This is a genomic window from Nocardioides litoris, assembly GCF_006346315.1.
Classification (GTDB): domain Bacteria; phylum Actinomycetota; class Actinomycetes; order Propionibacteriales; family Nocardioidaceae; genus Nocardioides; species Nocardioides litoris.
Genome location: NZ_VDMR01000001.1, coordinates 662,117 through 684,997, shown reverse-complemented (window position 1 = coordinate 684,997; position 22,881 = coordinate 662,117). Strand labels below are relative to the sequence as shown.

Here is a 22,881-nt window from a genome sequence, read left to right as displayed (position 1 = left end):
ATGACCGACCGTCTCGCCGCCGGCGACGTCGCCCCCGCCTTCACCCTCGCCGACGACACCGGTGCCGAGGTCTCGCTCGCCGACCTGCTCGCCGAGGCCGGCGGGACCGAGGGCGGGCGGGTGGTCGTGTACTTCTACCCCGCCGCGATGACCCCGGGCTGCACCACGCAGGCGTGCGACTTCAGCGACTCCCTCGACGCCCTGCAGGCCGCCGGCCTCACCGTCGTCGGTGTCTCGCCGGACAAGCCGGAGAAGCTGGCGAAGTTCCGGGAGAAGGAGGGCCTGACCATCCGGCTCCTCTCCGACCCCGGCAAGGACGTGCTGCGCGCCTGGGGCGCCTTCGGGGAGAAGAAGATGTACGGCAAGACCGTCGAGGGCGTCATCCGCTCCACCTTCGTGCTCGCCGCCGACGGCACCGTCGAGGTGGCGCAGTACAACGTCAAGGCCACCGGCCACGTCGCCAAGCTCCGCCGCGACCTCGGTCTCGACGCCGCCTGAGGTCTGGGAGACTGGGCCTGCCAGCCGGAGTGGTGGAACTGGCAGACACGCAGGTTTTAGGTACCTGTGCCTTCGGGCGTGGGGGTTCAAGTCCCCTCTCCGGCACCCGTACCGCCCACCCCTCATACTGAGCGGGTGAGCGACCAGAGCCCGTGGGGCGCACCCCCGCCGAGCTACGGCCCACCGACCCCCTCCCCGACACCCACCCCGCAGCAGCCCTACCAGCAGCCGGCGGCCGGCGGCGGGGGCTGGGGCGGCCCCCCGTCGTACGGCGGACCCGGTGGCCCGGGCGGCCCGGGCGGGCCGGGCAAGGGCGGCGGTCGGCGCGGGCTGGTCGTCGTGGGCGCGGTGGTGGCGCTGCTGCTGGTGGTCGGCGCCTTCGTGGTGACCCTGGCCGTCACCTCCGGTGACGACGACCCGACCGAGGTGCGCAGCGACGACCCGACGTCGCAGGGCACCTCGAGCGAGAGCACCCCGACCGAGTCGACGCCGACCGCGTCGGAGCCGACGGAGTCCGAGCCGACCGAGTCCGACCCCACCTCGGCCCCGCCCACCGAGGGCGTGGTGCAGGGCGAGGGCTACACGTTCCCGCTGCCCGCTCCGGGCTGGACCGACCAGACAGCCGAGGCCGGCACGCTGAGCGAGGACGGCGACACCGGCACCCTCGACACCCTCATCGTGCTGGGCACCTCGATCCCGCTGGCCCAGAGCAACATCATCGTCGAGGCCCTCAGCGCCGGCACGGCCACCTCCCCCGACGACCTCGAGGGCCTCTGGAAGCGCAACCTGGCCAGCACCGATGGCGCCACCCCGGTCGACATCGACGACACCACGGTCGACGGCGAGCGGGCGATCGGGGTCCGCATCGACGACCGCACCAACAACGTCGGCGAGCCGATCAAGCAGATTGCCTACCTCGTGCTCCACGATGGCCGGCAGTACTCGATCGCGCTGTCCTACCCCGCCTCCGGCGACGCGGTGAGCGAGGGCGACCTGCGCACCGTGCTGTCCCAGTGGCGCTGGGCCTCCTGACCGCACGCTCGTCGATGCGCGTCGACCCGACGCGTCCGGCCTGCTCGACCCCGCAGCGTCACCGTCGGCCGCGGCGCTGGTCAGACCCGCGCTCGATCACCTCGCCCACCAGATCCTCGGAGGGTCCGCCAACATCCGATCCATGGTCGGCACGCGCCGGCGATCCGCCCGACCATGCCGACGTGGGGACGCAGCTAGTCCGAACACCTCTCGCGATCCCGTGCCCACTCGGCCCATCGCGGACGCAGGGCGGGCAGTAGCGCTGCGAGGTACGCGGCAGCCTCCGCATCGGTGGTCAATGGCAAGGGCAACTGCACGGCGTAGGTCCCCCACTGGCTCTCACCAGGCTCGATGGAGACCTCGAAATACGGAAACTCACCGGTCTCCCAAATGAGCGTCCCCACCGACCCGTCTGGAGCCTCCACCCAAGCATCACCGCAGTCGGCGTAGGACACGAACATGCCCATCACGAAGCCACCGACCTCTGCCCGTGGGTAGGCAGTCTCGTCGCTCACGCCCACAACATAGAACCGCCCGACCATGCCGCGCTGCGGGCTCCGCCCGACCATGCCGCGCCCCGCGCGCTCTCCCCCGATGACCGGGCGCCTGTGATGGCAGCCAGGTACCGGGGTCAGCGACACGTCACGAACGTCGACCTCCGTGGGTGCACGCCGGTGGCCCGGTGGCACGACATCGACGGCAGGATCGACACCGTCTCGTTCCTCACTGAAAGGCCGTCGTGATGTCACCTGATCTCCGGCGTCACCTGGCACCCCGGGTTCGAGCTCATGATGAAGCCGCTCTCCGAGGACGAGGCACCCTCTGCCTACGAGGCCGGGACCGACGTGACGATCGCGTGCGGCGCACACGAGCTGCTCCCCGAGGACCCGTCCGACCTCGAGCTCACCGGCGAACAACCGGCTGAATGGTCGCTGTACACCGAGCTCGCGTGCTGCACACGTCACGACGGGATCCAGGACGTCGCAGTCCTGGACTTCTTCGACTTCTGGGGCAGCCGCGAAGCGACGTACTACTCCTACCGCCAGCCCGATGGGCGGCTCTTCCTCACCAATGTCAACGAGTACGAGTACGAGTACTGGTCCGGTGCCTGCCAAGCGTCACAAGTGGGACCGTCTCGAGCACTGGTGTTCCTACCCGGTCCGGCCGCTGGGACGCGGAGTCGTCCCGGCGCACGTTCTCGATGTGGTCGGCATGCAGGTCGACGAGGCAGCACGTGTCGTCAACGCTGCCGGATGGCTGGTTCGGGCACTCGCGCCAGGAGCACCCGTGTTCCTGGACCTTGTGCCGAGCCGCCTCGACCTCGTGTTCGACAGGGACCGGAACGTCGTGGACGTCAGCGTCGGCTGAGCGCCCCAGCATGTCGCGCGGCATGCTGTGGGCCAGCGCTCGGCGACCGAGGGCACGCCGCACTGGATCTGGATGGACAGCCGACGTGCGGCTCAGCGCAGCAGGTCGGGGAGCAGCGGGGCGAGCTCGCGCAGGGCTCGGCCGCGGTGGGAGACCGCGTCCTTCTCGGCCGGGTCGAGCTCGGCCGTGGTGAGGCCAGGCCGGTCGTCGGCGACGAACAGGACGTCGTAGCCGAAGCCGCCCTCGCCCCGCACCTCCCGCAGCACCGTGCCCTCCATCCGGCCCTCCGCGACGTGCTCGTGGCCGTCGGGTCGCACCACGGCGACCGCGCACCGGAAGTGCGCCGTACGCCGCTCGTCGGGCACGTCGGCCAGCTGGTCGAGCAGCAGCCGGTTGTTGCGGTCGTCGTCCTTGGGCGGGCCCGACCAGCGGGCCGAGAGCACGCCGGGCATGCCGTTGAGGGCATCGACGCACAGGCCGCTGTCGTCGGCGATGGTCGGCAGGCCGGTGGCGGCGACACCGGCACGGGCCTTGATGAGCGCGTTGCCCTCGAACGTCGGGGCGTCCTCGACCGGCTCCGGGTAGGCCTCGACGTCGTCGAGGCCGAGGACCGTCACACCGGGGACGTGCTCGGCCAGGATGCGCTCCATCTCGGCGATCTTCTTGGCGTTGCGGGAGGCCAGGTGGACCCGTACGCCGGGGTCGGTGTCAGGCACCGAGGGCCGTCCGCTGGAGCTCGGTGAGGTCGGCACAGCCCTTCTCGGCCAGTGCCAGCAGAGCGTCGAGCTCGGTGCGGCTGAAGGCCGCGCCCTCGGCGGTGCCCTGCACCTCGACGAAGGCACCGGTGCCGGTCATGACGACGTTCATGTCGGTCTCGGCGCGCACGTCCTCCTCGTAGGGCAGGTCGAGGCGCGGGACGCCGTCGATGATGCCGACCGAGACCGCGGCCACCGACCCGGTCAGGGCGGCAGAGACGCCGAGGGAGGCGCAGGCGTCGACCAGGGCGACGTAGGCCCCGGTGATGGCGGCGGTGCGGGTGCCGCCGTCGGCCTGGAGGACGTCGCAGTCGAGCTGGATGGTGTGCTCTCCCATCGCCTTGTAGTCGATGACCGCGCGCAGCGACCGGCCCACGAGCCGGCTGATCTCGTGGGTGCGACCGCCGACGCGGCCCTTGACCGACTCGCGGTCGGAGCGGGTGTGGGTGGCGGCGGGGAGCATGGCGTACTCGGCGGTGACCCAGCCCAGGCCCGACCCCTTGCGCCAGCGCGGCACGCCCTCGGACGCGGACGCCGCGCACAGCACCCGGGTCTTCCCGAACTCGACCAGCACCGAGCCCGCGGCGTGGTCGAGCCAGCCGCGGGTGATGCGTACCGGGCGCAGCTCGTCGTCGGCACGCCCGTCGGCGCGGGTCGGGCTGGGCTGGGCGGCGGCGTCGGTGCTCATGCTCGTCACCGTAGTGGCCGCTGCCGACGTCACTTGACCTCGGCCCGCAGCAGCCGCCAGAGCCCGAGCGCGAAGGGCACGACGAGCCAGATCAGGGCCGCGGTGCCGAGCTGGGCCCACTCCTCGCCGGTGGCGCGGTAGTCGCCGCTGATGAGGGGCGTCTGGGCGGTGTTGAGCTCGATCCAGGGCACGACCGCGTCGAACCCGTCGACCAGGGCGGCGACGGTGGCGGCCACCGCCGGGAGCACGAAGGTGTAGAGGAAGTAGCCCACGATCGCGGCCGGGGAGCTGCGCACGAGCATGGCCAGCGCGAAGGCGACGAGCACGCCGATCAGGGCGGTGAGCAGGAAGCTCTGCACGGGCTCCCAGCCGAGGGTCCACACGGCCTCGCCACCGTCGACGGTGCTGAGCAGGGTGCCCCCTGCGGCGATGAGCGCACCGAGCGCCAGGCCGGCCACGCTGAGGCCGAGGCCGCACACGACCTTGGCCGCGATCACGCGGGAACGGCGGGGCTCGAGGGTGAACGTCGCCAGGCCGGTGCGCTGGGACCACTCGCTGGTCACCAGCAGGATCATCAGCACCGGGAGGAAGTAGGTGAGCACGCCGCCGGAGAGGCCGAGCAGCTCGACGTACGTCTGCTGGTCCTCGGGGAACAGCAGCGCCGCGAAGCCGGTGACCACGAGCACCAGCCCGACGATCGCGATCGAGAACCACCGCCCGGCGCGGGTGTCGAAGACCTTGCGGGTCTCGACCGCGACGAGCCGGCCGAACGGCACCGGCTGGTCCTGGCTGATGTCGATCGTGCGCCGGAGGGTGCTGGTCGGGGTGCTGGTCGGGGTGCTGGTCGGGGAGGTGGCGCTCATGCGGCGGCTCCGTCCTGGGTCGGGGCGGGCGAGGCGGCGGGCGCGGCCTCGCGCTGGGTGTCGGAGGTGAGGGAGAGGAAGAGGTCCTCCAGGCCGGCGCCGGCGGCGCGCAGGTCGGTGAGGACGAGGCGGGCGTCCATCGCCGTGCGGCTGACCTCGGCCGGGGTGGCGGTGACCCGCAGGCCCGCGCCGTCGGGCGTGACGTCGTGCCCGGCGGAGGTCAGGGCGCCGGCGAGCGCGTCGTTGTCCTCGGCGGTCACCTGGGTGGCCGCGGCGCCCTGCCCGGCGAGCAGGGTGGCCTTGTCACCCTGGGCGACGATGCGGCCGCGACCGATGAGGATCATCTCGTCGGCGACGAGCTCGACCTCGTGCAGCAGGTGGCTGGAGAGCAGCACCGTGCCGCCGCGGCGGGCGTAGCCCTTGAGCAGGTCGCGCATCCAGCGGATGCCGGCCGGGTCGAGGCCGTTGGCGGGCTCGTCGAGCACCAGCACCTCGGGGTCGCCGAGCAGGGCGTGGGCGATGCCGAGCCGCTGCTTCATGCCCAGGGAGTAGTTGCCCATCCGTCGGCCGGCCTCGCTGTCGGTGAGCGAGACCATGGCCAGCATCTCGTCGACCCGGTCCTTCGGCAGGCCCATGGTGCGGGCCCCGATCTCGAGCACCTCGCGGCCGGTGCGGCCGGCGTGCTGGGCGCCGGCGTCGAGGAGGACGCCGACGTGGCGGCCCGGGTTGGGGATGTCCTCGTAGCGGTGGCCGCCGATGGTGACGCTGCCCCGCGTCGGCGGCGTGAGCCCGACCATGACCCGCATGGTCGTGCTCTTGCCGGCCCCGTTGGGGCCGAGGAACCCGGTCACGCGGCCGGGCTCGCAGGTGAAGGTGACGTCGTCGACGGCCGTGAAGGCGCCGTACGTCCGGGTGAGTCCGTTGACCTCGATCATGGCTCCACGCTCCCGCTCCGCAGGGTTCCGGCACATCGGGCGGCGGCATGGTGTGGTGCGACGAAGGTCGTGGGCGGGAGGGCGCGGGTGCTACCTCCGACCGATGTCGGCGTGGTCCCCCGGTCCCTAGGCTGGTCGCCGTGAGCGACCTGGTGCAGCCGCGGCCGGAGGACTACCAGCCGCGGCTGTCGTGGTGGGGCCACACCTGGCGGACGCTGCTGGTGCTGGGCATCAGCGCCGTCGTGTGGGTCACGGTGGCCGAGGGCCAGAGCGTGCTCCCCCGCACTGCCGACCTGCTGGTCGGGCTGCCGACCCTGGTGCTGGTCTGCTTCCGTCGTCGCTACCCCATGACGGTCGCCGTGGTGACCTCGGTGGTGGGCGCGATCTCCTCGGTCGCCGCGGGCCCGGCCGTGCTGGCGTCGGTGTCCCTGGCGACGCGCCGGGAGTGGCGCCGGGTCGTGGTCGTGGCGGTGCTCTCGCTGGCCAGCGCCACGCTGTACTCCGAGCTCTACCCGCCGGCCGACCCGCTGCCGTGGTGGGTCACCCTCGGCACCAACCTGACCTTCACCGCGGGCGTGATGGCGTGGGGCATGTACATCGGCTCGCGCCGCGAGCTGCTCTGGACGCTGCGGGCCCGGGCCGAGCGGGCCGAGGCCGAGCAGGAGCTGCGGGCCTCACAGTCACGGCTGGCCGAGCGCAGCCGCATCGCCCGCGAGATGCACGACGTGCTGGCCCACCGGATCTCCCAGATCTCGATGCGGGCCGGCGCGCTGGCCTACCGCGAGGACCTCGCCGCCGACGACCTGCGCACCGAGGTCGGCATCATCCGCGACGCCGCCAACGAGGCGCTGACCGACCTGCGCGGCGTGCTCGGCGTGCTGCGCGACGGCGACGGCGAGCTCACCCACGCCCCGCAGCCGACGTGGGCCGACGTGGAGACGCTCGTCGAGGAGGCCCGGCGTACGGGCATGCGGGTGGCCTACGACGCCGCGCTGGCCGACGCGCCGGTGCCCGACGTGGTCGGTCGCACGTTGTACCGGATCGTGCAGGAGGGCATCACCAACGCCCGCAAGCACGCGCCGGGCGCCGAGCTCGTGGTCGAGGTCAGCGGCTCGCCCGACGACGGCATCGACGTGGTGCTGGCCAACCCGGTGGGGTTCGGGCCCTCGGCCGCGCCGGGGTCGGGCCTCGGTCTCGTGGGCCTGGCCGAGCGGGCCGTGCTGCGCGGCGGACGCATCGAGCACGGCGTCACCGACGGCACCTGGGTCCTGCGGGGGTGGATACCGTGGGCGGCGTGATCCGGGTCCTCCTCGTCGACGACGACCCGCTGGTCCGCTCGGCGCTGCGGCTGATGCTCGGCGGCCAGCAGGAGATCGAGGTCGTCGGCGAGGCCGTCGACGGCCAGGACGCGCTCGACCGGGCCGCCGAGCTCTCCCCCGACGTGGTGCTGATGGACATCCGGATGCCGCGCATGGACGGCCTGGAGGCCACCCGCGCCCTGCTGGCCCGCGGTGGCGGCACGGCGCCGCGGGTCGTGGTGCTGACGACCTTCGACGCCGACGAGTACGTCGTCGAGGCGCTCGCCGCCGGCGCCGACGGGTTCCTGCTCAAGGACACCCCGCCCGCCGAGATCGTCGCCGCGGTGCGCAAGGTCGTCGACGGCGACCCGATGCTCTCGCCGTCGGTGACCCGCACCCTCATCAGCCGGCTGCGGGACGGGAGCGGCGACGGTGCCGGCGACGGAGCCGGCGACGACGCGGCGGCGCGGGCTGCGGCCGCCGCCCGCGAGGCCGCCGCCCGCCTGTCCACCCTCACCGAGCGCGAGATGGACGTCGCCCTCGCCGTCGGCCGCGGCCTGTCCAACGCCGAGGTCGCCGGCGAGCTCTACCTGTCAGTGCCGACGGTGAAGACCCACGTCTCCCGGGTCTTCGACAAGCTCGGCGTCACCAACCGGGTCCAGGTCGCGATCTGCGTGCACGACGCCGGGCTCGACTGACCGGCGTACCGGGTCGGCGGGACGCCGGGGGCGAGGAACACCCGGTCGACCGGGTGTTCCTGCAGCTGGCCAGGGAAAACTTTCGCTTGTCGGGCAGTGCAACGCCTGGCAAGCGCAAGAAGAGCCTGGCGAGCACCAGGTCGAGGAACACCCGGCTGACCGGGGATTCCCGCGCTTGCCAGGGAGTTCCGACACCCAGCCGGGTTACTTCACCTCGGCACGCAGGATCCGCCACAGGCCGAAGCCGAGCGGCAGGCCGAGCCACAGCAGCCCCGATGTGAGCAGCTGCAGCAGCTCCTCGGCCGAGTCGAGCGACAGGTCGTACAGCGGCCCCTTGGCGACCTCGAAGTCGATGTAGGGCTGCACGTCCTGGAACCACTCGAAGAACCCGCCGATGGCGCTGAACACCAGCAGCGGCAGCAGCCGGTACACGAAGAAGCCCACGATGGCGGCCGGGGTGTTGAGCAGCAGGCAGGCCAGCGCGAAGCCGAGGGTCATGGCCAGGACCTGGGTGATGAAGAAGCCGGCGATCACCGACCAGTCGACCTCCCACGTGGTGAGGTCGGGCAGGGCCAGCTCGCACACCCCGGCGCAGACGAACCCGAGCACCAGCGCGAGCAGGACCGTGGCGATCGTGAGCACCAGGCACACGGCGTACTTGGCGAGCAGCACGCGCTCGCGGCGGGGCTCGATGGTGAAGGTGACCATCGCGGTGCGCTGGCTCCACTCGGTGGTCACCAGCATGATCGCCAGCACCGGCAGGCCGATGCCGGTGATGAACGAGGCCACCGACGCGTAGTCGCCGGGGGTCGACGGCTCCTCCTGCACGATGATCGCGATCGTGAGCAGCACCTCGGTGCCGACGACGATGATGGCCAGGCCGACCACGAACCAGAAGCTGGCCAGCGTGTCGAGCGCCTTGCGCAGCTCGACCTGCACCAGCCGCGCGAGCGGGATCGAGGCCGTGCCCCGCAGGTCGATGCCGGGGCCGCCGGGCGTCGCGGCCGGGGAGGCGGTCGAGGCCGGCGGCTGGTACGGCGGGGGCGGCGCGGGGTGGCTCATCGGGGACCTCCGTACGTCGGCGGGGCGGGGGGCGGCGGGAACCCCGGGGGCGGACCGGCCGGCGGGCCGGCCCAGCCACCCGCCGAGGGCTGCTCGCGCTGGGTGGCGGAGGTGAGCTCGAGGAAGAGGTCCTCCAGGCCGCCCTCGTCAGCGGCGCGCAGGTCGGTGAGCACCAGCTGGTGCTCCGCGGCGGCCCGGCCGACGTCGACCGAGGCACACTCGGCGGCCAGCCCCGGCCCGTGGGGGCGGACGGTGACACCGCGCTCGCGCAGCACCTCGGCGAGGCGATCGTTGTCGAGGCAGATGACGTGGGTGGTCTCGGCGCGGGTGCCGCGGTGGCTGTCCATCAGGGTCTTCTTGTCACCCTGGGCGACGACCCGGCCGTGGCCGATGAGGATCATCTCGTCGGCGATCTGCTCGACCTCGTGCAGCAGGTGGCTGGAGAGGAGCACGGTGCCGCCGCGGTCGGCGTAGTCCTTGAGCAGGCCGCGCATCCAGCGGATGCCCGCGGGGTCGAGGCCGTTGGCGGGCTCGTCGAGGACGAGCACCTGCGGCTCGCCGAGCAGGGCGTGGGCGATGCCGAGGCGCTGCTTCATGCCGAGCGAGTAGTGCCGCAGCCGGCGCCTGGCCTCGGTCTCGGTGAGCGAGACCAGCTGCAGCATCTCGTCGACGCGGCTGCGGGGCAGGCCCATCGCGGTGGCGCCGAGGGTGAGGATCTCGCGGCCGGTCCGGCCGCCGTGCTGGGCGCCGGCGTCGAGCAGGACGCCGACGTGGCGGGCGGGGTTGCGGAGCTGGTGGTAGGTGTGGCCGCCGATGAGCGCCCGACCGCGGGTGGCGGGGGTCAGCCCGACGAGGATCCGCATCGTCGTGGTCTTGCCGGCGCCGTTGGGACCGAGGAACCCCGTCACCCGGCCCGGGCGGCACGCGAACGAGACGTCGTCGACGGCGGTGAAGTCGCCGTAGGTGCGGGTGAGCCCCTCGACCGTGATCATGGGCGCCACTCTGCCCGACGAGCAGGCTCAGACGTCGTACGTCGCGCCGAGCGCGGCCAGGTCGGTCGGGCCGTCGAAGGTGGCGCGGGCCTCGGCCAGCATGTCGTCGCGGTCGAACCACGGCGGCACGTGGGTGAGCACCAGGCGTCCGGTGCCGGCGCGGGCGGCGGTGGCGCCGGCGTCGGCCCCGGTGAGGTGGATGCCCGGCGGGTTGTCGTCCTGCTCGCGGAAGGACGCCTCGGCCAGGAACAGGGCGGTGCCGGCGGCGACCTGCTCGACCCCGTCGCAGGGCGCCGTGTCACCGCTGTAGCCGAGCGTGGTCCCACCGAGGGTGACCCGCAGGCCGTAGGCCTCGACGGGGTGCTCGACCGGCACCGGCTCGACCGTCAGCGGGCCGACGGTGAACGGGCCGGCGTACTCGCGGAAGTCGAAGACGTCGGACATGCCGAGCCCGTCGGGCAGGCCGTAGGCGTCGGACATCCGCCCCTCGACGCCCGAGGGACCCCAGACCGGGATGGGCGGCTGGGCGCCGGTGGGGTGGTACTTGCGCAGGACGTAGAAGCCGCACAGGTCGCAGCAGTGGTCGGGGTGGAGGTGGCTGAGGAGGACCGCGTCGATCGTCAGCGGGTCGACGAAGTTCTGCAGCGACCCGAGCGCGCCGTTGCCGATGTCGAGCAGCACCCGCCAGGTGCGGGTGCCGTGGTCACCGTCGGGCCCCTCGGCCTCGAGCAGGTAGCAGCTGGCGGGCGAGTCGGGCCCTGGGTAGGAGCCCGAGCACCCGACGACCGTGAGCCTCATGCCATCCCCCCGGCGAACTGACTGGCGGCGACCATCTCGGGACCGAGGAAACGGCGGCCGATGGTCTCGAACTCGACGGGCGAGCCCGTGGTCACGAAGCGGTAGGAGGGCTCGCCGCCCTCGCGCATCAGGCCGGTGTCGGCCAGCATCCGGTAGACGTCGGTGGCGCACTCCTCGGCACTGCTCACCAGCGTGACGTCACGCCCCACGACGTAGGAGATGACGCCGGTCAGCAGCGGGTAGTGCGTGCACCCCAGGACGATGGTGTCGACGTCGGCCGCGACGAGCGGGTCGAGGTAGTCGTGCGCCGCGGCCAGCAGCTCCTCGCCGCCGGTCACGCCGGCCTCGACGAAGTCGACGAACGCCGGGCAGGCGCGGGTGTGCAGCGCCAGGTGGGGCGCCGCGGCGAACGCGTCGTCGTAGGCCCGGGACGAGGCCGTGGCGCGGGTGCAGATGACGCCGATGCGGCCGTTGCGGGTGGCCGCGACCGCGCGGCGGGTGGCCGGGATGATCACCTCGACCACCGGGACGTCGTAGCGCTCGCGGGCGTCGCGGAGCACGGCCGCGCTGGCGGAGTTGCAGGCGATGACGAGCGCCTTGACGCCCTGCTCGACGAGGTGGTCGAGGCACTCGAGGGCGTACTCGCGGACCTCGCCGATCGGCTTCTGGCCGTAGGGCTGGCGGGCCGTGTCGCCGACGTACAGGACGGACTCGTGGGGCAGCTGGTCGATGACCGAGCGGGCGACGGTCAGGCCGCCGAAGCCGGAGTCGAAGATGCCGATCGGGGCGTCACGCAGGGCCGGGACGGCGCCGGTCGGCAGGGGCCACCGGGGCGACGTCGACACGGGCACGTCCCCACCGTACGGCGTGGCACCCGTGCCGCGCAGCGGACGCGCGCGTGATCTGGACGACGACCGGCGGAAGGCCGCAGGCTGGGTCCGTGGCCCTGCCTGCAGCCCTGCTCCCGCCCCGACCCTGGCGCCGCGCCGGCGCCGTCCTGCTGTGCGTCGCCGCGCTCGTCGCCGCCGCGACGCTCCCCGTCGCCGCGGCCGACGCGGACCGCGCCGACCTGGCCCGCCGCGCCCGCGCCGACGACCCCCAGGTGCTGGCGATCAGCCTCGACGGGCTCAACCCCAGCGTGCTCACCCGTCTCGGTCGCGCCGGCCTGCCCCACCTCTGGCGGATGCTCGACGAGGGCGCCTGGACTCTCGAGGCACGCAGCCAGGTCGAGCTGACCCTCACCCTGCCCAACCACACCAGCATGGTCACCGGCCGGCGCGTCGACCGCCGTCGCGGCGGCCACGGAGTCACCTGGAACGACGACCGTCGTCGCCCGCGCACGGTGCAGCGGGCCGCCGGCCACCCCGTCTCCTCGGTCTTCTCGGTGGTGGCCCGGCGGGGCGGCTCGACGGCGCTGTACTCGACGAAGACGAAGTTCTCCCTCTTCCCGCGGTCGTGGCCCGGTGCGGTCGACCGCACGGTCATCCGGGAGGAGGACGACGCCGCGGTGGTCGCCGCTGCCCGCGCCGACCTCGTCGCCGCCGACCGCGACTTCACCTTCCTGCACCTCGGCGCCGCCGACCAGGTGGGCCACGCCTCGGGCTGGATGTCGCCGGCGTACGACGCCGCGGTGCGCCGTCTCGACCACCTGGTCGGCCAGGTGCTGGCCGACGCCCGGCGTGAGCCGGCGCTCGCCGACCTCACCGTGCTGCTGACCGCCGACCACGGCGGCGTCCCCGGCACCCGGGACCACGCCGACCGGCGGCGCCGGGCCGACTACCGCGTGCCGTTCGTGGCCTGGGGCGCCGGCGTCGCCCCCGCCGACGTGTACGCCATCAACCCCGGCTACGTCCGCCCGGGTCGCCGCCAGCCCGACCTGGCCGGCCGGCAGCCCGTGCGCAACGGCGACGTCGCCAACGCCTCGCTGCGCCTCCTCGGGCTCCCGCCCGTCCCGGGCAGCCTGTACGGCAAGAAGCGGCCGTTGGAGGTCGCCAACGCGGCCTGAGGGCGCGTCCGGGCTCGCGGGGTCGGGTTGGGTCGGGCGGCGGCAAAACCTCCGGTCAACCGGAGAAACTGCCACTCCTGCGCGGGAACTCCCCACCAGGAGTGGGAGTTCCGTGCCAGGAGTCACCCGCGGTCGGCAGAACCTCCGGTTAACCGGAGAAACTGCCACTCCTGCGCAGGAACTCCCCACCAGGAGTAGGAGTTCCGTGCCAGAAGTACGCCGACGACCACCCAGCCCGGCCGGCCACCAGGTCACCGGCCACAGCGCACCTCAGCGCAGCTCGCCCAGGGTCGGCCAGGGGTTGAGCCGGCAGCCCTGCGTGCCCTTCGACTGCTGCTGCATCACCGGCGCCAGCGCGCCCGGGCGCGGGCAGGAGGCGTGGCCCCGGCCCAGCCAGTGGCCGGTCTCGTGGTTGACCACCATGTGGCGGTAGTCGCGCAGCGACCGGCGGGCGCCGTTCCACGCCGGCGAGGCGTGCTGCCAGCGGGTCTGGTTGATGACGACGTAGCGCCCGACGCGGCAGCTCCACTGCGTGCTGCAGGCCCTGGAGTACGACGGCAGCGTGCTCGCCTCGGCCAGCACGAGCGTGAACGACCCGCCCGAGCGCACGGGGCGGAACCGCACGCCCATCCCCCGCCAGCCGCGCGGGTCGTCGTAGGTCTGCTGGGCCAGGCGTCGGAAGGCGCCGAGGTCGGCGGAGACCCGGCCCCGCGTCGTGACGCTGTAGGTCACCGTGCGGCGCACGCCGACGCGGTGCTCGACCCGCACCGGGGCCGAGCGGACCGTCACGGTGCGGTGTCCCTCGGCGCGTGCGGTCACCTCGACGCGCAGCCGACGGCCGACGTCGTCGGGACGCAGGGTGTAGCGCGGCCCGCGGGCCCCGGGGACCGGGCGGCCGGCGCGCAGCCAGCGGTAGCGGACCCAGTCGGGCGTCGTCGTCCAGCGCCCGGCGGTGGCGCGGACGGTGCGGCCGAAGCGGGCGTCGCCGACGACGCGCGGGGCGCGGCGGAGACGCTGGTCGGCGCGCGCGACCGGAGCGGTGGGGGCGGAGACGGCGCGGCCGGTCGCCCCGCTGCCGTCGGTGGAGGTGACGACGACCTCGACCTGCACCCGGTGGCCGAGGTCGGCCGTGCCGAGCCGGTAGACCGCAGCCGTCGCCCCCGGGACGGGCCGGCCCGAGCGCAGCCACCGGTAGGCGGCGGTGACGCCGGGCGGGTCCCAGGTGCCCGCGGTGGCGGTGAGGGGCTCGCCCCAGGTGGCCGCACCGGACACGACCGGCGGGCTGGTGCTGGTCACCGGCGCGGCCGCAGCCCGGGCGGGCGACGGCGCGCCCACGAGCAGCCCCAGGGCCAGCAGCACGGCGAGCCCGGCGGCGAGGACGCGGGCGGTTTCGGGGCGCGGCATGCGGACACGGTAGGTCACGTGCGCCTCCCCGACCTGCAGGACCTGAGCGACCAGGCCGCCCTGTTCTCCTACCTCCACCAGCTCCGGCTCTCCGAGCACCTCGACCAGCGGCTCGGTCGGTGGCGGTGGGACGCCGACATGGAGGACCGGCGACTCTCCTTCGTCCCCGAGGAAGGCCCCGGACGCATCAACGTCGGCTTCGCCCTGGTCGCCTCCGTCGCACCCGGACCGCGCTCGCTGATCTGGGGCTGGGCCCACCCGCAGCACGCCGACGCGGCCGTCGAGCAGCTGCGGGCCCATGGCGAGCAGCACGCGATCGTCTCCCTCACCAGCCCCGAGGTGGCGCTCCCCACCGAGGCGCAGGGCGAGGCCCTGCACGCCGAGGTGGCCGAGGTCTGCCACGTGGTGGGGCAGGTGGCGGTGCAGGTGACCGGGCGGTCGCCGTACTACTCCGCGCCGGTGGGTGGCGGCACCCGCGTCGTGCTGCTGCTCAAGGACCTCGAGGACCTCGGCCTGCCCGGCCTGCGCATCGACGAGACGGTGCCGACCCGGGTGCCGGCGTACCTGGCCTCGGGCGCGGTCAGCGACCACCGCCGAGCGCTGCACGGCCTCGGGGTGCACGCGGGGTGGGAGCTGGCGTGGACCGAGGACTGGTCGAGCCTCGAGCTGCGCGACCCGGTCACCGGGAACGCCGTGGTGGCGCGCTTCGACGAGCGGGCCCGGTTCAGCGGGCTGTCGGGTCGGCTGGGCTGACCGGGCTCAGGCCCAGAGCTGGCCCTCGAGCTTGTCCTCGGCCTCGTCGATGGTGCCCTCGTAGGCGCCGGTCGAGAGGTACTTCCACCCGCCGTCGCACACGATGAACACGATGTCGGCCCGCTCGCCGGCCTTGACGGCCTTGGCCGCCTGGCCGAGCGCCGCGTGCAGGATCGCGCCGGTGGAGATGCCGGCGAAGATGCCCTCGAGGTCGATCAGCTCGCGCACCCGACGCACGGCGTCGCGCGGGCCGACGGAGAACCGGGCGTCGATGAGGTCGGCGTCGTACAGCTCGGGCACGAAGCCCTCGTCGAGGTTGCGCAGGCCGTAGACCAGCTCGCCGTAGCGGGGCTCGGCGGCCACGATGCGCACGTCGGGCTTGGCCTGGCGGAAGAAGCGCGAGACGCCCATGAGGGTGCCGGTGGTGCCGAGGCCGGCCACGAAGTGGGTGACTGACGGCAGGTCGGCCAGCACCTCCGGGCCGGTGCCGCGCTCGTGGGCGAGGGCGTTGGCGGCGTTGCCGTACTGGTAGAGCATCACCCAGTCGGGGTGCTCCTCGGCGACCTGCTTGGCCACCCGCACGGCCTCGTTGGATCCTCCCGCGGCCGGTGAGGAGATGATCTCCGCACCCCACATGCGCAGCAGCTGACGGCGCTCCTCGGAGGTGTTCTCCGGCATCACGCACACGATCCGGTAGCCCTTGAGCCGGGCCGCCATGGCCAGCGAGATGCCGGTGTTGCCCGAGGTGGGCTCGAGGATCGTGCAGCCGGGACGCAGCGTGCCGTCCTTCTCCGCCTCCTCGATCATCATCAGCGCCGGGCGGTCCTTGACCGACCCGGTCGGGTTGCGGTCCTCGAGCTTGGCCCACAGCCGTACGTCGGGGCTCGGCGAGAGCCGCGGCAGGCCGACGAGCGGGGTGTTGCCGACGGAGGCCAGCAGGTTGTCGAAGCGCACCGCTCCAGTGTGGCAGGCGGGCTCGGCGGGCGGGTGTGGGCGGCCGCGCGCGTAGTCGATCGGGTCTCCGCGTCAAGGACGCTCGCTTCGCTCGCGCCGGCTCCGCCGGCCGCCTGCGGCGGTCCTTGACCCGGAGCCTCGCCCGATCGACTGGCGGCGCGCTCAACGGCACAGGCTCCGCCCGCGCCGCCGCTGGCGCGGCCGCCCCACCCGTCACACAGGCGAGACTTGTGGGTCGGAACTGTCACTCCTGGCAGGCAGTTACCGACCAGGAGTGGGAGATCCGCACCAGGAGTGGTGAAGGCGTGACTCGTGGGGCGGGTGGCCGCGCCAGCGGCGGCGCGGCGAGCTTGCGAGGCCGCGCCGGCAGCGCGCAGGTCGGCGGGCCGCGTGAGGCTCGGGGTCAAGGACCGCGCAGCGGCCGGCGGAGCCGGCGCCGCAGGCGTCCTTGACGCCGAGACGCGGCCTGCCACGCGCGCGGCCACCCGAGCCCCCAGGAGGCACCAGCCAGCCAGGGACCAGGGACCTCAGTCGTGGCCGGACAGCTGCGCCATCCGTGCCTCGAGCGCGACGAGGTAGGCGTCGCGCTGCTGGGCGGAGACGGCGTCGCCGTCGAGGTGGCTGCATGCGGGCAGCACGTCGATGGACAGCTTGGCCGCGCCGGCCAGCGCCCGCAGCTCGTCGAGCCGGTCGCCGAACGGGGTGCCGCTGCCGGGTGAGTAGGAGCGGACGACCTCGTCGACCTCGTCGGCGTACAGGTCGACCTTGGTCACCACGACGACGAGCCAGGTCGGGTGCGGTCGGCGCACGGCCATGGCAGCGATGCGGTGGGCGGTGACGGTCCAGTCCTCGAGCTCGCGGGCCAGCTGGTCCTCGCGGTCGACGACGGCCGGTCCGGTCGTGCCCGCCGTACGACGACCGGTGGCGTGCCCGTGGGCGACGACGTGGAGCACGCCGTCGACGGGGTCGTCGTGGAAGACCTCGTCGAGGGCGCCGAGGCGGGTGGCGGCGTTCTCGCCGGGCACGACCCGGAAGCGGAACCCGGTGAGCCGGCGACCGCGGCGGACCCGACGCTCCATGACGGCCGAGCCGGACTCGGCGGTGCCCTCGGGCTGGGCCCGGCCGACGAGGTGGTCGACGAGCTCGGTCTTGCCGACGCCGGTCATGCCGGTGACCGCGACGGTCGGGTAGCGGCGCTGGAAGACGCCGGTGACCCGCTCGCGGCCGCGGCCCAGGGCGCCGGAGACGGCCCGGGTGGGTCGGGTGCGGGCCATCAGCGCAGGAACCAGGTCGGGTCGAACTCCTCGAGCGGGATGATCCGCACGCGGGGCAGCTCGGCGTTGAAGGCGTGCACGTCGTGCTCGAGGTCGAAGTGCTGGACGCCCTCCATCGAGAGCTGGGTGCTGGTGAACTCGCGGAACCCGATGACGCCGACCCGGCGCTCGCCCAGCAGCCCGCCCAGGGCCTCGGCGAAGTCGGCGTCGTGGCTGGCCAGCACCACGTCGGCCTCGGGTCGCTCCCGCAGCGCGGCGAGGGTGCGCAGGATGCCCTCGTCGACGACCTTCTCGTCGGGGCGGCCGGCCAGCGGCACCGGCCGGTAGTCCATGGCCAGCAGGGCCTGGACGAAGCTGGCCGGGAGGGTGCCGTGGCTGGCGTTGAGGAAGAACAGGCCGGTGACCGGCTGGCCCCACTGCTCCTCGACGAAGGCCGTCACCCGCTCCCAGCGCGGGCGCTCCTCGGGCTGCGGGCGCCGGCCGAGGACGGAGGAGCCGAGGGTGGCATCGATGTTCTCGCCGTCGACGAGGACGAAGGTGCGCCGGTCGCTCATGCCCGGAGACTAGCGGCGCGGCAGGTCACCGGCTGGTCGGTGACGGGTCAGCGCGCCCCGCCCGCGACCGCGGGCAGCACGACGACCTGGTCGCCGTCGCTCAGCTCGGCGTCGAGGGAGCCGATGAAGCGGACGTCCTCGTCGTTGATGTAGACGTTGACGAAGCGGCGCAGCTCGGGCGTGCCGGCCTTGTCCTCGACCAGACGGTCCTTGATGCCGGGGTGGTTGCTCTCGAGGTCGTCGATGAGCGCGCTCAGCGTGGCGCCGGACCCGTCGACGGCCTTCTCGCCGTCGGTGTAGGTGCGCAGGATGGTCGGGATGCGGACCTCGATGGCCATGGTGGGGTTGCTCCTAGATCTCGGGGAGGGCGGGGACGACGGAGACCTCTTCCTCGGTCACGACGCCGTCGACGATCCTGTAGGACCTGAACTCCACCGGGCCGTCGTTATTCCCGTGCTCGCGGGTGCTGACGAGCACGTAGTGGGCTCCGGGCTCGTTGGCCAGGCCGATGTCGGTGGTGCTCGGGTAGGCCTCGGTGGCGGTGTGGGAGTGGTAGACCACGACGGGCTCCTCGTCGTTGTCCCACATCTGCTTGTAGAGCGCGAGCAGGTCGGTGGAGTCGAACTCGTAGAACGTGGGGCTGCCCGCGGCGTTGACCATCTCCACCAGGCGCTCGGGGCGGTCGCTGCCCTCGGGCCCGGCGACGATGCCGCAGGCCTCGTCGGGGTGGTCGCGCTTGGCGTGCGCCACGATGGCGTCGTACGTCGCCTGGTCGATGGTGAGCACGGCGCGAGCCTAGTGGGCCGGTCTCAGGCGTCGATCGGGCGGCCGAGCAGCGGGCCCACCAGCCGACGGATGGCCGGCGAGGGCGGCAGGCCGAGCTCGGCGGCCAGGAGGCGCCGGTAGGAGTGGAACTGCCGGAGCGCCTCGGCGTGGTTGCCCTCGGCCAGGTGCACCTCGATGACGCTGCGGTGGGCGCTCTCGCGCAGCGGTTCACACAGCACGGCGGCCAGCGCGGTGGTCAGGGCCTCGCTGTGGCGGCCCGCGGCGCGGAGCGCCTCCGAGGCCCGCTCGAGGGCGTGCAGCCGGCGCTGGCGGTGGCTCTCCTGCACCACCGCCAGCCACGGGTCGTGCCAGGTGGGCAGCAGGTCGAGGGCGAGCAGGGCCAGGTCGGCCGACGGCGGCGGCTCGACCGGGCCGGCGAGGGTGCGGTCGACGACCTCCTCAGCCCGCCACAGGTCGACGTCCACCTCGTCGCCGAGCCGCACGCTGCCGGCGTCGGCCACCACGAAGGCGCGGCCGCGGGGCCGCGGGAGGCGCCACATGACCGACCGCAGCTGGGCCGCGGCCCGCTCGGCCGGCAGGTCGGGCCACAGCCGCTCGGCCACCGCCTGCCGCGGCGCCCGGCCCCGACCGTGGCCCAGGGCCAGGGCGGCCAGCAGCCGCTGCCCGGCCGCGGACGGGCTGAGCGGCTCCTCGGCGAACGAGAGCCCGAAGCCGCCCAGCAACGAGAGCCGGCCGAGGGGCGCGGAGGACGACATGGCGACCGGTGACCAGGGGCGCGGGGGCTCATGCGGCGCGGGGGTCCACGCGTCGGGGTGACGTGGGCGTGACGCACCGGTGACGCCACCGCCCACGCGGCCGCCCCGCCGCGTCGTACGCCGCCGGCCCCGCCGCGTCGTACGCCGCCGGCCCCGCCTGGTCGCACGCCGGCGACCACGCCGCGACCCACGGTCGGGCCACGGCCGACCGGCAGCGTCGTCGTCGTACCGATCGAGCCGTCCCCGGCACCCCCGAACCGAAGGAGCACCCGATGTACCGGCACACCAAGGAGCTGCAGTTCAACGCCAAGCCCGAGCGTCCCGACGCCCTCTACGCGGCCAAGCTGCAGGAGGTCATCGGCGGCCAGTTCGGCGAGATGACGGTGATGATGCAGTACCTGTGGCAGGGCTGGGCGTGCCGCACGCCCGGCAAGTACAAGGACATGATCCTCGACATCGGCACCGAGGAGATCGGCCACGTCGAGATGCTGACGACGCTGCTGGCCCGGCTGCTGGAGGGTGCGCCGAGCGAGACCCAGGCCGAGGCCGCCGCGGCCAACCCGGCCCTGGCCGCCGTGCTCGGCGGACAGAACCCGCAGCAGGCCATCGTCAGCGGCGGGTTCGCCATGCCGACCAACAGCCAGGGCGTGCCGTGGAACTCGGGCTACATCGTGGCCAGCGGCAACCTGCTGGCCGACTTCCGGCACAACGTCGCCGCCGAGGCCCAGGGCCGGCTGCAGGTGGCCCGGCTGATCGGGATGACCGACGACCCGGGCGTGAAGGAGACGCTGTCGTTCGCGCTGGCCCGCGACACCTTCCACCAGCAGCAGTGGCTGCTCGGGATCGAGCAGCTCATCGAGGACGGCCACACCGACGGCCTCGAGGACTCCCGCAAGGACGAGGAGGCCAGCGAGTACGCCTCGGTCTTCTACTCCTTCCACGAGGGCAGCACCGCGGCCGAGGGCCGCTGGGCGCAGGGCTCCACGCTGGTCGGCGACGAGCAGATCCGCTTCGAGCCCGGCCGGGCGCTCAACGACCCCGCCGACGTGCAGGAGCTGCCCGCCCCCGACCCGCTGCTCTTCGCGACGTACGACGGCAGCAAGGGCCCCGGCAAGCCCGGCACCGCCGAGGGCGGGCTGGCGCAGGGCGCGGCCAACCTGGCCTCGAAGGCCAAGGACGCCCTCACCCCCGGCAAGGACGACTGAGCCGGGCCGGGTCGGTCGGGAGGACGAGGAGGGTGTCGTGACGGCTCTGGTGGAGCTGCTGCTGCGGCCGCTGGCGGACGCGTTCATGCAGGTCGGCGTGTTCGTCGCCCTGCTGGCCGCGCCGTTCGGGTGGGCGCAGTGGCGCCACGGCGACCGGCTCGACACCCTCCTCGTGCGGCACGCCCGGCTCGCGCCGCTGCTGGCCGCGGCCGTGACGATGCCGCCCGGCTGCGGCGGCGCGATCATCGTGATGGCGCTCTACGCCCGCGGGGCGGTGTCGTTCGGCGCGGCGATCGCGGCGCTGGTCGCCACCATGGGCGACGCGTCGTGGGTCCTGCTGGCCGCCGAGCCCTGGCTGACCGTCCAGCTCAAGGCGCTGCTGCTCGTCACCGGCGCCGTGACCGGGTACGCCGTCGACGCGCTCGGCCTCGCCCCGCGGCGGGCGGTCGACCGGGAGGCCGTCGCCTCGGTGCCGGCGGTCTCGGGAGGTGGGGGTGGCGCCACGACCGTGGTCCGCACCGCGCCGACCCGCCTGGACACCCTGGTGCCCACGGCGTTCTGGGTGCTGCTGGGCGTGGCCGCGCTGGTCGCCGTGCCGGTGACCTTCCAGGCCCAGGCCCCGGACGAGCTGTACCTGCTGCTCGGCTGCCTGGGCGCCGTGGCCTGTGTGCTCGTGCTGCTCCACGGCCGGCACGGCCGCGACCGGCTCGCCGACGACACCGGCGCCCCTCCCACCTCGGGCCACGAGGTGCTCCGCGACGCCGGGCGCGAGGTCGCGTTCGTCACCGCGTGGGTCGCCGGGGCCTACCTGGCCTGGGCGCTCGTCTCCGGCCTGACCGGCTTCGACGGCACCGGGCTGCCCGTGCTGGGGTTCGCCGGCGTCGTCGCGGGCGCGCTGGTCGGGCTCGTGCCCGGCTGCGCGGTGCAGATCGTCTTCGCCGGCCTCTTCCTCGCCGGGGGCGTGCCGCTGCCGACCCTCGTCGCCAACACCGTCAGCCAGGACGGCGACGCCCTGCTGCCCCTGCTCGCCCTGGAGAAGCGCTCCGCGCTGCTCGCCACCGTCATCACCACCGTGCCCGCGCTCGTCGTCGGCACCGGCCTGCTCCTGCTCGCCTGAACCCGACCCCGGAGGTCCGCATGTCCACCCGTCTCGCCACCACCCAGCAGCACCTCGTCCTCGGCGCCACGGCGCTCTCCCTCGGCGCCGCGACGGCCGAGCCCGCGGCGTACGGCGCCGGGGCGCTGGCGCTCCTGGTCGCCGCCGCGCGTGCCGGCGTACGACGTCGGCAGGCCGGGTCGGCTCAGACGGGCAGTGCCCGGACCAGCGTCTCCTGGATGTACGCGACCCACTCGTAGATGTCGTGGGCCTGGGAGCGCGGGTCGTCGTCGGGCAGGGAGTACCACATCTCCTCGTCGCCCTCCTCGACCCCGAGCCGGGTGGCCAGGGCGAGACGGACGTCGGCGAAGCAGCGCAGCCACGTCATGGCCGCCGCCTCGTCGAGCTCGACGTCGATCATCAGGCCGTCCTCCTCGAGCAGCGGCGGCAGGCCGGCCTCCTCGAGGGCGTCGATGACCTCGCTCGCGGCCCGGGCCTTGCCGTCGCGCAACGAGCCCTCGGTGAAGCGGCGGAACTCCGCCGCGGCCTCCTCGTCGTCGGGGTAGGCCGTCGGGAACAGCCGCGCCAGCACCGGGTCCTCGGGCGGCGCGGTGGGCCCGCTGAAGTCCATGAGCGCCTCGAACGGGTCGCGTTCGTCGACGGTGGCCGCCTCGTTGCGCAGCAGCTCGACCAGCTGGCCCGCGAGGGAGCGCAGCAGGTCGGCCTCGAAGCCGGTGAACGTCGCGATGGCGCGCCGGCTGCGCCGGTGCCAGGTGAAGCCGGTGGTCACGTCGCGGCTACTCCGACTTCGACATCGTGGCCCACAGGCCGTACTCGTGCATGGCCTGCACGTCGCGCTCCATCTCCTCGCGGGTGCCGCTCGAGACGACCGACCGGCCGTCCTCGTGCACCTCCATCATCAGCTTCTCCGCCTTCTTCTTGGCGTAGCCGAAGTGCTTCTGGAACACGAAGGTCACGTAGGACATCAGGTTGACCGGGTCGTTCCACACGATCGTCACCCACGGGCTCGACAGGACGGTGAGGTCGTCGTGCTCCGGGGTGGTCGCGAGCCCGGGGTCGACCTCGACGGGGCTGGCGGTGCTCACTG

At 73.8% G+C, this 22,881-nt stretch carries 28 protein-coding genes and 1 tRNA gene; 11 read left to right on the top strand and 18 right to left on the bottom strand.

The window, feature by feature from the left end; all coding sequences use genetic code 11:
• The 3 genes from bcp to FJQ57_RS03380 all read left to right on the top strand — a co-directional run bounded on the left by bcp (position 1) and on the right by FJQ57_RS03380 (position 1,530).
• The gene (bcp, locus tag FJQ57_RS03390) at positions 1 to 498 is read left to right on the top strand and encodes a thioredoxin-dependent thiol peroxidase (protein ID WP_139977806.1); all 498 of its coding nucleotides are present in this window, start codon (positions 1 to 3) and stop codon (positions 496 to 498) included.
• Positions 499 to 521: 23 nt separating this feature from the next.
• Positions 522 to 603, top strand: a tRNA-Leu gene (locus FJQ57_RS03385).
• A gap of 30 nt (positions 604 to 633) precedes the next feature.
• Positions 634 to 1,530 (top strand): hypothetical protein, encoded by an 897-nt coding sequence (locus FJQ57_RS03380; RefSeq protein ID WP_170219252.1) that lies wholly within the window; start codon positions 634 to 636, stop codon positions 1,528 to 1,530.
• Positions 1,531 to 1,724: 194 nt separating this feature from the next.
• On the opposite strand, the gene FJQ57_RS03375 is transcribed toward FJQ57_RS03380, so the two are convergent.
• Positions 1,725 to 2,045, bottom strand: coding sequence for a hypothetical protein (locus tag FJQ57_RS03375; RefSeq protein WP_139977804.1), 321 nt, complete (start codon positions 2,043 to 2,045; stop codon positions 1,725 to 1,727).
• Positions 2,046 to 2,634: 589 nt separating this feature from the next.
• On the opposite strand from FJQ57_RS03375, the gene FJQ57_RS03370 reads away from it, so the two are divergent.
• The gene (locus FJQ57_RS03370; protein ID WP_139977803.1) at positions 2,635 to 2,898 is read left to right on the top strand and encodes a hypothetical protein; all 264 of its coding nucleotides are present in this window, start codon (positions 2,635 to 2,637) and stop codon (positions 2,896 to 2,898) included.
• 92 nt (positions 2,899 to 2,990) lie between these two features.
• On the opposite strand, the gene rdgB is transcribed toward FJQ57_RS03370, so the two are convergent.
• The 4 genes from rdgB to FJQ57_RS03350 are packed head-to-tail and all read right to left on the bottom strand — an operon-like array spanning position 2,991 to position 6,139.
• Positions 2,991 to 3,614 (bottom strand): RdgB/HAM1 family non-canonical purine NTP pyrophosphatase, encoded by a 624-nt coding sequence (rdgB, locus tag FJQ57_RS03365; RefSeq protein WP_281284221.1) that lies wholly within the window; start codon positions 3,612 to 3,614, stop codon positions 2,991 to 2,993.
• Positions 3,607 to 4,341 carry a ribonuclease PH gene (rph, locus tag FJQ57_RS03360; RefSeq protein ID WP_139977802.1) on the bottom strand — a complete coding sequence of 245 codons (735 nt, stop codon included), beginning with the start codon at positions 4,339 to 4,341 and terminating at the stop codon, positions 3,607 to 3,609. The genes rdgB and rph overlap by 8 nt, the downstream gene beginning before the upstream one ends.
• A gap of 29 nt (positions 4,342 to 4,370) precedes the next feature.
• Positions 4,371 to 5,204 carry an ABC transporter permease gene (locus FJQ57_RS03355; protein WP_139977801.1) on the bottom strand — a complete coding sequence of 278 codons (834 nt, stop codon included), beginning with the start codon at positions 5,202 to 5,204 and terminating at the stop codon, positions 4,371 to 4,373.
• The gene (locus tag FJQ57_RS03350; RefSeq protein WP_139977800.1) at positions 5,201 to 6,139 is read right to left on the bottom strand and encodes an ABC transporter ATP-binding protein; all 939 of its coding nucleotides are present in this window, start codon (positions 6,137 to 6,139) and stop codon (positions 5,201 to 5,203) included. Before FJQ57_RS03350 ends, FJQ57_RS03355 begins: the two co-directional genes overlap by 4 nt.
• Before the next feature lie 140 nt (positions 6,140 to 6,279).
• Here FJQ57_RS03350 and FJQ57_RS03345 point away from each other — a divergent pair, with 140 nt between their 5' ends.
• Together FJQ57_RS03345 and FJQ57_RS03340 are read left to right on the top strand one after the other, a co-directional pair.
• Entirely contained in the window at positions 6,280 to 7,437 is a 1,158-nt protein-coding gene (locus FJQ57_RS03345) for a sensor histidine kinase (protein WP_246081562.1), read from the top strand.
• Positions 7,434 to 8,135: a response regulator transcription factor gene (locus FJQ57_RS03340; RefSeq protein WP_211348730.1), complete on the top strand. Its 702-nt coding sequence runs from the start codon at positions 7,434 to 7,436 to the stop codon at positions 8,133 to 8,135. Before FJQ57_RS03345 ends, FJQ57_RS03340 begins: the two co-directional genes overlap by 4 nt.
• Positions 8,136 to 8,339: 204 nt before the next feature.
• Here the strand turns inward: FJQ57_RS03340 and FJQ57_RS03335 are convergent, their stop codons facing one another.
• Genes FJQ57_RS03335 through murI form a run of 4 tightly spaced genes read right to left on the bottom strand, consistent with a single transcriptional unit; the run spans position 8,340 to position 11,838 of the window.
• Positions 8,340 to 9,197, bottom strand: a complete 858-nt coding sequence (locus tag FJQ57_RS03335; RefSeq protein ID WP_246081561.1) for an ABC transporter permease — start codon at positions 9,195 to 9,197, stop codon at positions 8,340 to 8,342.
• The gene (locus FJQ57_RS03330) at positions 9,194 to 10,189 is read right to left on the bottom strand and encodes an ABC transporter ATP-binding protein (protein WP_211348729.1); all 996 of its coding nucleotides are present in this window, start codon (positions 10,187 to 10,189) and stop codon (positions 9,194 to 9,196) included. The genes FJQ57_RS03335 and FJQ57_RS03330 overlap by 4 nt, the downstream gene beginning before the upstream one ends.
• Positions 10,190 to 10,216: 27 nt before the next feature.
• Positions 10,217 to 10,987: an MBL fold metallo-hydrolase gene (locus tag FJQ57_RS03325; protein ID WP_139977797.1), complete on the bottom strand. Its 771-nt coding sequence runs from the start codon at positions 10,985 to 10,987 to the stop codon at positions 10,217 to 10,219.
• The gene (murI, locus tag FJQ57_RS03320; RefSeq protein ID WP_246081560.1) at positions 10,984 to 11,838 is read right to left on the bottom strand and encodes a glutamate racemase; all 855 of its coding nucleotides are present in this window, start codon (positions 11,836 to 11,838) and stop codon (positions 10,984 to 10,986) included. Before murI ends, FJQ57_RS03325 begins: the two co-directional genes overlap by 4 nt.
• Before the next feature lie 89 nt (positions 11,839 to 11,927).
• Between murI and FJQ57_RS03315 the strand changes: the two genes are divergently transcribed.
• Positions 11,928 to 12,992, top strand: coding sequence for an alkaline phosphatase family protein (locus FJQ57_RS03315; RefSeq protein ID WP_170219251.1), 1,065 nt, complete (start codon positions 11,928 to 11,930; stop codon positions 12,990 to 12,992).
• 270 nt (positions 12,993 to 13,262) lie between these two features.
• Here FJQ57_RS03315 and FJQ57_RS23535 read toward each other — a convergent pair whose 3' ends face one another.
• Positions 13,263 to 14,396: a DUF3152 domain-containing protein gene (locus FJQ57_RS23535; RefSeq protein WP_139977795.1), complete on the bottom strand. Its 1,134-nt coding sequence runs from the start codon at positions 14,394 to 14,396 to the stop codon at positions 13,263 to 13,265.
• A gap of 18 nt (positions 14,397 to 14,414) precedes the next feature.
• On the opposite strand from FJQ57_RS23535, the gene FJQ57_RS03305 reads away from it, so the two are divergent.
• Positions 14,415 to 15,149, top strand: a complete 735-nt coding sequence (locus FJQ57_RS03305) for a DUF6882 domain-containing protein (RefSeq protein WP_139977794.1) — start codon at positions 14,415 to 14,417, stop codon at positions 15,147 to 15,149.
• A gap of 6 nt (positions 15,150 to 15,155) precedes the next feature.
• Here FJQ57_RS03305 and FJQ57_RS03300 read toward each other — a convergent pair whose 3' ends face one another.
• The 6 genes from FJQ57_RS03300 to FJQ57_RS03275 all read right to left on the bottom strand — a co-directional run bounded on the left by FJQ57_RS03300 (position 15,156) and on the right by FJQ57_RS03275 (position 19,472).
• On the bottom strand, positions 15,156 to 16,103 hold the full coding sequence (locus FJQ57_RS03300; protein WP_139977793.1) for a PLP-dependent cysteine synthase family protein: 948 nt from the start codon (positions 16,101 to 16,103) through the stop codon (positions 15,156 to 15,158).
• Between the two features lie 527 nt (positions 16,104 to 16,630).
• The gene (locus tag FJQ57_RS03295; protein ID WP_139977792.1) at positions 16,631 to 17,377 is read right to left on the bottom strand and encodes a GTPase domain-containing protein; all 747 of its coding nucleotides are present in this window, start codon (positions 17,375 to 17,377) and stop codon (positions 16,631 to 16,633) included.
• Positions 17,377 to 17,931 (bottom strand): NYN domain-containing protein, encoded by a 555-nt coding sequence (locus tag FJQ57_RS03290; RefSeq protein WP_139977791.1) that lies wholly within the window; start codon positions 17,929 to 17,931, stop codon positions 17,377 to 17,379. The genes FJQ57_RS03295 and FJQ57_RS03290 overlap by 1 nt, the downstream gene beginning before the upstream one ends.
• Positions 17,932 to 17,978: 47 nt before the next feature.
• Positions 17,979 to 18,269 (bottom strand): MoaD/ThiS family protein, encoded by a 291-nt coding sequence (locus FJQ57_RS03285; RefSeq protein ID WP_139977790.1) that lies wholly within the window; start codon positions 18,267 to 18,269, stop codon positions 17,979 to 17,981.
• A gap of 13 nt (positions 18,270 to 18,282) precedes the next feature.
• Positions 18,283 to 18,717 (bottom strand): M67 family metallopeptidase, encoded by a 435-nt coding sequence (locus tag FJQ57_RS03280; protein WP_139977789.1) that lies wholly within the window; start codon positions 18,715 to 18,717, stop codon positions 18,283 to 18,285.
• 23 nt (positions 18,718 to 18,740) lie between these two features.
• On the bottom strand, positions 18,741 to 19,472 hold the full coding sequence (locus FJQ57_RS03275; RefSeq protein ID WP_139977788.1) for an AfsR/SARP family transcriptional regulator: 732 nt from the start codon (positions 19,470 to 19,472) through the stop codon (positions 18,741 to 18,743).
• 272 nt (positions 19,473 to 19,744) lie between these two features.
• On the opposite strand from FJQ57_RS03275, the gene FJQ57_RS03270 reads away from it, so the two are divergent.
• From FJQ57_RS03270 to FJQ57_RS03260, 3 genes are read left to right on the top strand one after another with little or no spacing between them, the layout of a single operon-like run.
• The gene (locus tag FJQ57_RS03270) at positions 19,745 to 20,677 is read left to right on the top strand and encodes a manganese catalase (protein WP_139977787.1); all 933 of its coding nucleotides are present in this window, start codon (positions 19,745 to 19,747) and stop codon (positions 20,675 to 20,677) included.
• Positions 20,678 to 20,714: 37 nt separating this feature from the next.
• Complete coding sequence (locus tag FJQ57_RS03265; protein WP_139977786.1) at positions 20,715 to 21,794, top strand: putative manganese transporter; 1,080 nt, start codon at positions 20,715 to 20,717, stop codon at positions 21,792 to 21,794.
• 20 nt (positions 21,795 to 21,814) lie between these two features.
• Positions 21,815 to 22,033, top strand: coding sequence for a hypothetical protein (locus tag FJQ57_RS03260; protein ID WP_139977785.1), 219 nt, complete (start codon positions 21,815 to 21,817; stop codon positions 22,031 to 22,033).
• Here the strand turns inward: FJQ57_RS03260 and FJQ57_RS03255 are convergent.
• Both FJQ57_RS03255 and clpS read right to left on the bottom strand, forming a co-directional pair.
• Entirely contained in the window at positions 21,979 to 22,563 is a 585-nt protein-coding gene (locus FJQ57_RS03255) for a DUF2017 domain-containing protein (protein WP_139977784.1), read from the bottom strand. The genes FJQ57_RS03260 and FJQ57_RS03255 overlap by 55 nt on opposite strands.
• A gap of 7 nt (positions 22,564 to 22,570) precedes the next feature.
• Positions 22,571 to 22,879 (bottom strand): ATP-dependent Clp protease adapter ClpS, encoded by a 309-nt coding sequence (gene clpS / locus FJQ57_RS03250; protein WP_139977783.1) that lies wholly within the window; start codon positions 22,877 to 22,879, stop codon positions 22,571 to 22,573.
• Between the last annotated feature and the right edge of the window lie 2 nt (positions 22,880 to 22,881).

Coding starts and splice junctions, on each gene's coding strand:
- bcp (WP_139977806.1), top strand. CDS start 1: ATGACCGACCGTCTCGCCGCCGGCGACGTCGCCCCCGCCTTCACCCTC.
- rph (WP_139977802.1), bottom strand. CDS start 4,341: ATGAGCACCGACGCCGCCGCCCAGCCCAGCCCGACCCGCGCCGACGGG.
- FJQ57_RS03355 (WP_139977801.1), bottom strand. CDS start 5,204: ATGAGCGCCACCTCCCCGACCAGCACCCCGACCAGCACCCCGACCAGC.
- FJQ57_RS03350 (WP_139977800.1), bottom strand. CDS start 6,139: ATGATCGAGGTCAACGGACTCACCCGGACGTACGGCGCCTTCACGGCC.
- FJQ57_RS03335 (WP_246081561.1), bottom strand. CDS start 9,197: ATGAGCCACCCCGCGCCGCCCCCGCCGTACCAGCCGCCGGCCTCGACC.
- FJQ57_RS03330 (WP_211348729.1), bottom strand. CDS start 10,189: ATGATCACGGTCGAGGGGCTCACCCGCACCTACGGCGACTTCACCGCC.
- FJQ57_RS03325 (WP_139977797.1), bottom strand. CDS start 10,987: ATGAGGCTCACGGTCGTCGGGTGCTCGGGCTCCTACCCAGGGCCCGAC.
- FJQ57_RS23535 (WP_139977795.1), bottom strand. CDS start 14,396: ATGCCGCGCCCCGAAACCGCCCGCGTCCTCGCCGCCGGGCTCGCCGTG.
- FJQ57_RS03295 (WP_139977792.1), bottom strand. CDS start 17,377: ATGGCCCGCACCCGACCCACCCGGGCCGTCTCCGGCGCCCTGGGCCGC.
- FJQ57_RS03290 (WP_139977791.1), bottom strand. CDS start 17,931: ATGAGCGACCGGCGCACCTTCGTCCTCGTCGACGGCGAGAACATCGAT.
- FJQ57_RS03285 (WP_139977790.1), bottom strand. CDS start 18,269: ATGGCCATCGAGGTCCGCATCCCGACCATCCTGCGCACCTACACCGAC.
- FJQ57_RS03275 (WP_139977788.1), bottom strand. CDS start 19,472: ATGTCGTCCTCCGCGCCCCTCGGCCGGCTCTCGTTGCTGGGCGGCTTC.
- FJQ57_RS03270 (WP_139977787.1), top strand. CDS start 19,745: ATGTACCGGCACACCAAGGAGCTGCAGTTCAACGCCAAGCCCGAGCGT.
- FJQ57_RS03260 (WP_139977785.1), top strand. CDS start 21,815: ATGTCCACCCGTCTCGCCACCACCCAGCAGCACCTCGTCCTCGGCGCC.